This window comes from Oleiphilus sp. HI0132 (assembly GCF_001635845.1).
In genome coordinates, this window is record NZ_LWGJ01001189.1 from 1 (window position 1) to 6,074 (window position 6,074).

The following is a 6,074-nucleotide window of genomic DNA, read 5'->3' on the forward strand; positions in this document are numbered from 1 at the left end:
TGGGAAAAGATAAGACCTAAGATAAACTTTAAATAAAAATGAGAATATGGATTGAATAATCTTGCCTAAACAATTACAATCTCGCTCCAATTTTTTTTCACCCTATTTATTGTGAGTACTGGAAATGAAAAGAACATTCCAACCTAGCGTACTTAAGCGTAAGCGTACACATGGCTTCAGAGCACGTATGGCAACTAAAAGTGGTCGTCAGATTTTGAACCGACGTCGTGCTAAAGGCCGTAAAGAACTAAGTGCATAAAACTTGTACTCCAGTTTTAAGTTTCCTAAATCAACTCGGCTACTAAAATCGAGTGATTATAGTGATGTTTTTGAGTCTGTTGATATACGAGTTTCCAGTAAACATTATTTGATGTTGACTAGAAGCCTGAATAACTCAGATAGCAGACTCGGAATAATCGTTGCTAAAAAGAACGTAAAACTCGCTGTACAACGGAACCGAATTAAACGCTTATTACGAGAATCGTTTCGGACTAAGCGTAGTTCGCTTCCAAACCTTGATATTATTGTTCTTGCAAAGAAAGGTGCTGATTTATCTAGCAGCAAAGAATGCACTCAAGAACTAGACTATCTGTGGCGTAAGTTAGTTCGTAAAACATCTCAAAATAAGTCTGATAAGAAGACTAAGTCAGCTCGGACTTCGTAACTACTGACTGCTGAAAAGTGTTAGTAAGGACATAATTTTGCTGAGAACCATGATGAGAAAAGTTATCATTGGTCTAATTCGCGCTTATCAACTCTGTATTAGTCCTATACTCGGCCCTTCTTGTCGATATTATCCAACATGCTCTGAATATGCCCTCGAAGCTGTAAAAATTCACGGTATATTTAAAGGAAGCTTTCTTGCAGTACATCGTGTGTTAAGATGCCATCCGGGTTGTGAAGGTGGACACGACCCTGTACCGGAAAAGAAGACAAAATCCTCCTCAGATAAACAATCAAAACCTTTATAACTCTATCTTTATAAGATATTTACGGTAGTGAATTATTATGGATCTTAGACGTAGCATTATTTTTGTTGGCTTAGCAGTTGTATCATATATGTTGATACTTGCCTGGAATGAAGATTATGGCCAGCAAGCATCGCAAACCGCAGTTAAACAAGCCATTCCACAAGAGTCTATTGGTTTAAGTACTTCTGCAGAAAGTAGCGAAGATTCTGAATTTACTGTACCTGAGTCTGCTGCTGCAAGTATTGATAGCACAGCCCAAACAAAGAATTCCACCTCGCAACAATCGTCAAGCGTTCATATCAAAACAGATGTATTAGATTTATATCTTGATCTTAAAGGCGGTAATGTTATTTCGGCAAAAATGCCTCAGCATAAAGTTAGCTTAGGCTCAGAAGAAGCACTGGCGCTGTTGGAAAGTGGTAATGGTAGACATTACGTTGTTGAAAGTGGTCTATTTGGAAAAAATGGATATGATTCCTCTAAAAACGGCCCAGCTCCTATTTACTCATCATCATCTTCTTCATACGAGTTACAAGAAGGACAAGATAGCCTTTCAATAGACCTTAATTTTGAAAGTGATGATGGTGTATCAATTACTAAGCGTTATGAATTCAAGCGCAATGATTATCTGATTAATGTCAGCTATATCATTAATAACAAGACTAATGATAACTGGCAGGCAAACCTGTCTGGAAAGATTGTAAGAGATCGTTCCTCTGACCCATCGAGCCAAAATAGTATGGGTATGCAGTCATTTTTGGGAATGGCGCTTTCAAGCGCTGAAAAACCTTACGAGAAATATGACTTTGAAGACATGCTTGACTCCCCTATCAATGAACAAATTCATGGTGGTTGGGTTGCATTTATTCAGCATTACTTCCTAAGTGCCTGGATCCCAGATAATGGCGTTACTCATACTTATCAAACACGCGTGAAAGGCGGTCGATATTTGATGGGCTTTATTAGCCCTGCAATCGAAGTCGCTCCAGGAGAAACCAAGACGACATCTGCACAGTTATATATTGGTCCAAAGATTATGGAGCGTTTGGAAGCTATTGCACCAAACCTTGATTTAACCGTAGATTTTGGTTGGTTATTCTGGGTAGCAACGCCACTATTCCTATTGCTTGATTTCTTCTATGGCATTGTATTGAACTGGGGTTTTGCAATTATTCTAGTGACTGTTTGTGTTAAGGCTTTGTTCTTCAAGTTGTCGGCTGCAAGTTATCGTTCTATGGCGAATATGCGTCGGGTAGCACCTAAGCTACAAGCTTTAAAAGAACAGTATGGCGATGATCGTCAGAAGATGTCTCAAGGAATGATGGAGCTCTATAAGAAAGAGAAAATTAATCCTCTTGGTGGTTGTCTGCCTATTCTTGTTCAGATGCCTGTATTTATCGCTTTATACTGGGTTTTGATGGAGAGTGTTCAATTACGCCATGCTCCATTTATGTTCTGGATTCACGATCTATCGGTAATGGATCCTTACTTCATTCTGCCGATTCTGATGGGTGCAAGTATGGCTATCCAAATGCAGCTAAATCCATCTCCGCCTGATCCAATGCAAGCTAAGATCATGAAGATTATGCCTGTTGTAATGACTGTTTTCTTCTTATGGTTCCCTTCAGGGCTAGTTCTTTACTGGTTAGTAAACAATATTCTGTCGATTGCACAGCAGTGGGTAATTACCAGACAAATCGAAAAAGCTAACGCTTAATCTACCCTGTTCTTGATATGAGTGAATATTATCAAGACACTATTGCAGCTCTTGCTACGGCGGCAGGTCGTGGCGGAGTTGGAATTGTCAGGGTATCAGGCCCAAAAGCCTTAGATATCGCTAAACTGATGGTTCATTTTGAGCCTAAGAATCGATATGCACATTATTGCGATTTCTATGATCCAGATGGTTTACGTTTAGATCAGGGAATTGCCCTGTACTTTAAAGGTCCCCACTCCTTTACCGGTGAAGACGTCGTTGAGTTCCAAGCTCATGGTGGCCCGGTCATTCTGGATCTTTTGTTAAAAGCCATCGTTTCGAATGGTGCTCGCTTAGCAGAAGCGGGAGAATTTTCTCAACGCGCCTTTTTTAATGACAAGCTGGATCTGGTTCAGGCTGAAGCTATTTCTGACTTGATAAACAGTACTTCCGAGCAGGCTGCTCGTTCTGCTTTGCGTTCCCTACAAGGGGACTTTTCTCAGCAAGTTGATGCCATTGTATCCGGCTTGATTAAACTCCGAATGTACGTGGAAGCAGCAATTGATTTCCCTGAAGAAGAAGTTGATTTTCTTTCTGAGTCACATGTCCTGGAGCAAGTTGATACTCTGATTGATACCTTGAATGACTTAATCAATAATGCGAATCAAGGGGCACTACTAACTGAAGGAATGAGGGTGGTAATTGCCGGTCGTCCAAATGCAGGTAAGTCTAGTTTGCTGAATGCTTTAGCAGGACGCGATTCAGCTATTGTGACTGATATTGAAGGAACTACACGTGATGTGCTTAAAGAGCAGATCAATATTGATGGAATGCCTTTACATATTATTGATACGGCAGGGCTTCGAGAAAGTACTGATAAAGTTGAACAGATTGGTATTGATAGAGCTTGGCAGGAAATTGAACAAGCTGATCGAATTCTTTTAGTTGTTGATGCTTCATCTATTGAATCAAACTCTGACTCATTACCAGACACGCTATGGCCAGAGTTTTTGGAAAAGCTCGATAATCAGGACCATATAACAATTGTTCGAAACAAAGTGGATAAAACGTCAGAAGCCCCATCGACTGCTTCGCTTGGTGAATTCCCACTTATTTCTTTATCCGCTAAGCAAAAACAAGGCTTAAGCTTACTACAAGATCACCTTAAAGAGTGCGTTGGTTATAAGGCTAATAATGAAGGTACATTTACTGCACGCAGACGGCACCTAGATGCCTTAAATCGTGCTTTGGATGCTGTAAATCTTGGTCGAAGACAGCTAACAGAGCTCAATGCCGGCGAGTTATTAGCCGAAGAGCTGCGTATTGCCCAAGATAATCTAGGGGAAATTACCGGTAAGTTCAGGCCCGATGACCTTCTTGGTGAAATCTTCAGTAGTTTCTGTATTGGAAAGTAGCTAGCGACTGATCAGAGCTCTATACTGTTGGCTTGCTTAAACTAGTTACAGGAGACAAGGATGAGTCAATCGGCCTTATTGAAAAGCAAACGATTTGCCCCCTTTTTCGCTACCCAGTTTTTGGGGGCATTTAACGATAATATCTATAAAAATACCCTAATGCTGATCATCGCATTCAAGGCATCGGATGCCTTAGGTATGAATGCTGATACGGTTCTTAACCTGGCAGCAGGTCTATTTATTCTGCCCTTCTTCATCTTTTCTGCTATTGCTGGCCAAATTACCGATAAATATGAAAAATCAGGCCTAATTCGAAAAATTAAGTTTGCTGAAATTCTTATTATGTCGGTGGCAGCATTAGGCTTGTTGATGGAGTGGTATTCCCTGCTCCTGGTTTTACTATTTGTGATGGGAACGCAGTCAGCATTTTTTGGACCTGCAAAATATGCCATCATCCCTCAACACCTAAAGTCAGAAGAATTGGTCGGTGGCAATGCGCTGATAGGCATGGGCACTTTTGTTGCGATTCTTTTGGGTACTATTGGCGCTGGTATCATCATGCAATTAGATAGCTTTCTGATTGTGACAGCATGTGCCGTCGTGTTTTTTGCATTGCTCGGTTATCTTAGTAGCCGTTCAATACCTTTGGCCCCACCGAGCCAAGCTGATATAACAGTCTCATATAACCCTATTAAAACTACCCACTCTCTAATTGTCGAAGCAAGAAAGCACCGGCCGATATATTTAGCAATTGCGGCAATCTCCTGGTTTTGGTTTTTAGGTGCAGCTTATTTAACGCAATTCCCTAACTTCTCGAAAGAAGTCTTGTTGGGGGACTCCTCACTCGTCACCTTACTATTGGCGGTATTTACCATTGGTGTTGCACTTGGCTCGATGCTTTGTGAAAAACTGTCTTCATCACAGGTTGAGTTGGGTATTGTACCGATTGGCGCGTTGGGATTAAGCCTATTTGGTGTAGATCTTTATAGCGCAATTCCTCATCAACCTGAAATTATCCACACTTGGCTTACATTCCTAAACGCTGAAGGTTCTTTTAGAGTGTTGATTGATCTGATCGGTATAGGTATCTCAGGAGGCATCTTTATCGTCCCACTTTATGCCTTTGTCCAGGAAAGAGCGGAACCGGCTTTTAGAGCGAGAACCATCGCTGTGATTAACATTATGAATGCCTTGTTTATGGTGGGAAGCGCTATCACAGGAATGATCTTACTGGGAATGCTAGGTCTTGAAATACCAGAATTCTTCCTGGTTTTATCCATAATGAATTTCGTTGTTTGCCTATACATATTTTATCAAGTAGATGAATTTGCGATTCGCTTTTGTATATGGATATTAGGTCATACCATGTACCGAGTCAGCCACGAAGGCTTGGATAATATTCCTCGCGAAGGTGCAGCAGTAGTGGTTTGTAATCACGTATCATATGTTGATGCGCTCATACTTGCCGGTGCATGTAGACGCCCTATGCGCTTCGTGATGGATCATAATATTTTCAAAAACAAATTTTTAGCTTGGTTTTTCAGAGCGGTCAAAGCCATTCCAATCGCGCCTGCGCATCAGGATCAAGAAATTTATGATCAAGCTTTCGAGTCAATATCTGAAGCACTAAACAATGAAGAGATAATTTGTATTTTCCCGGAAGGTAAGCTGACAAGAACTGGCGATATCAACGAGTTTAAAACTGGCATTGAAATAATAATCGGGCGTGATCCTGTCCAAGTAGTGCCGATGGCCCTACAAGGCCTTTGGGGAAGTGTTTTTAGCCATAAAGATGGAGCTGCCTTTTCGAAAGGTCCTAAACGTTTCTGGTCTAAGGTAAGGGTAATTGCTGATAAACCACTTAATCCAGATCTAGTAAGCGCCGAATTGTTGCAATCGAAAGTTATGCACTTAAGAGGAAATGTTCAATAGAGCACTTATGCCAAGCTGTGGATAACTTTAGCCTCTAACTTATGGTTTAAGAGTTAAATT

Annotated in this window: 6 protein-coding genes; all 6 read left to right on the forward strand. The window is 40.9% G+C overall.

Features of this window, described 5'->3' with window-relative positions; all coding sequences use genetic code 11:
- Positions 1-124: 124 nt before the first annotated feature.
- Genes rpmH through A3766_RS17085 form a run of 6 tightly spaced genes read left to right on the forward strand, consistent with a single transcriptional unit; the run spans position 125 to position 6,014 of the window.
- A complete protein-coding gene (gene rpmH, locus A3766_RS29115; protein WP_082865166.1) occupies positions 125-259 on the forward strand; it encodes a 50S ribosomal protein L34 in 135 nt (44 codons plus the stop codon).
- Between the two features lie 3 nt (positions 260-262).
- Entirely contained in the window at positions 263-664 is a 402-nt protein-coding gene (rnpA, locus tag A3766_RS17070) for a ribonuclease P protein component (RefSeq protein WP_068507316.1), read from the forward strand.
- A 52-nt stretch (positions 665-716) separates the two neighbouring features.
- Positions 717-971, forward strand: coding sequence for a membrane protein insertion efficiency factor YidD (gene yidD, locus A3766_RS29120; RefSeq protein WP_082865167.1), 255 nt, complete (start codon positions 717-719; stop codon positions 969-971).
- Between the two features lie 37 nt (positions 972-1,008).
- Complete coding sequence (gene yidC / locus A3766_RS17075; protein ID WP_068507314.1) at positions 1,009-2,688, forward strand: membrane protein insertase YidC; 1,680 nt, start codon at positions 1,009-1,011, stop codon at positions 2,686-2,688.
- Positions 2,689-2,705: 17 nt separating this feature from the next.
- Positions 2,706-4,082, forward strand: coding sequence for a tRNA uridine-5-carboxymethylaminomethyl(34) synthesis GTPase MnmE (gene mnmE, locus A3766_RS17080; protein ID WP_068507313.1), 1,377 nt, complete (start codon positions 2,706-2,708; stop codon positions 4,080-4,082).
- 60 nt (positions 4,083-4,142) lie between these two features.
- Positions 4,143-6,014 carry an MFS transporter gene (locus A3766_RS17085; protein WP_068507312.1) on the forward strand — a complete coding sequence of 624 codons (1,872 nt, stop codon included), beginning with the start codon at positions 4,143-4,145 and terminating at the stop codon, positions 6,012-6,014.
- Positions 6,015-6,074 lie beyond the last annotated feature (60 nt).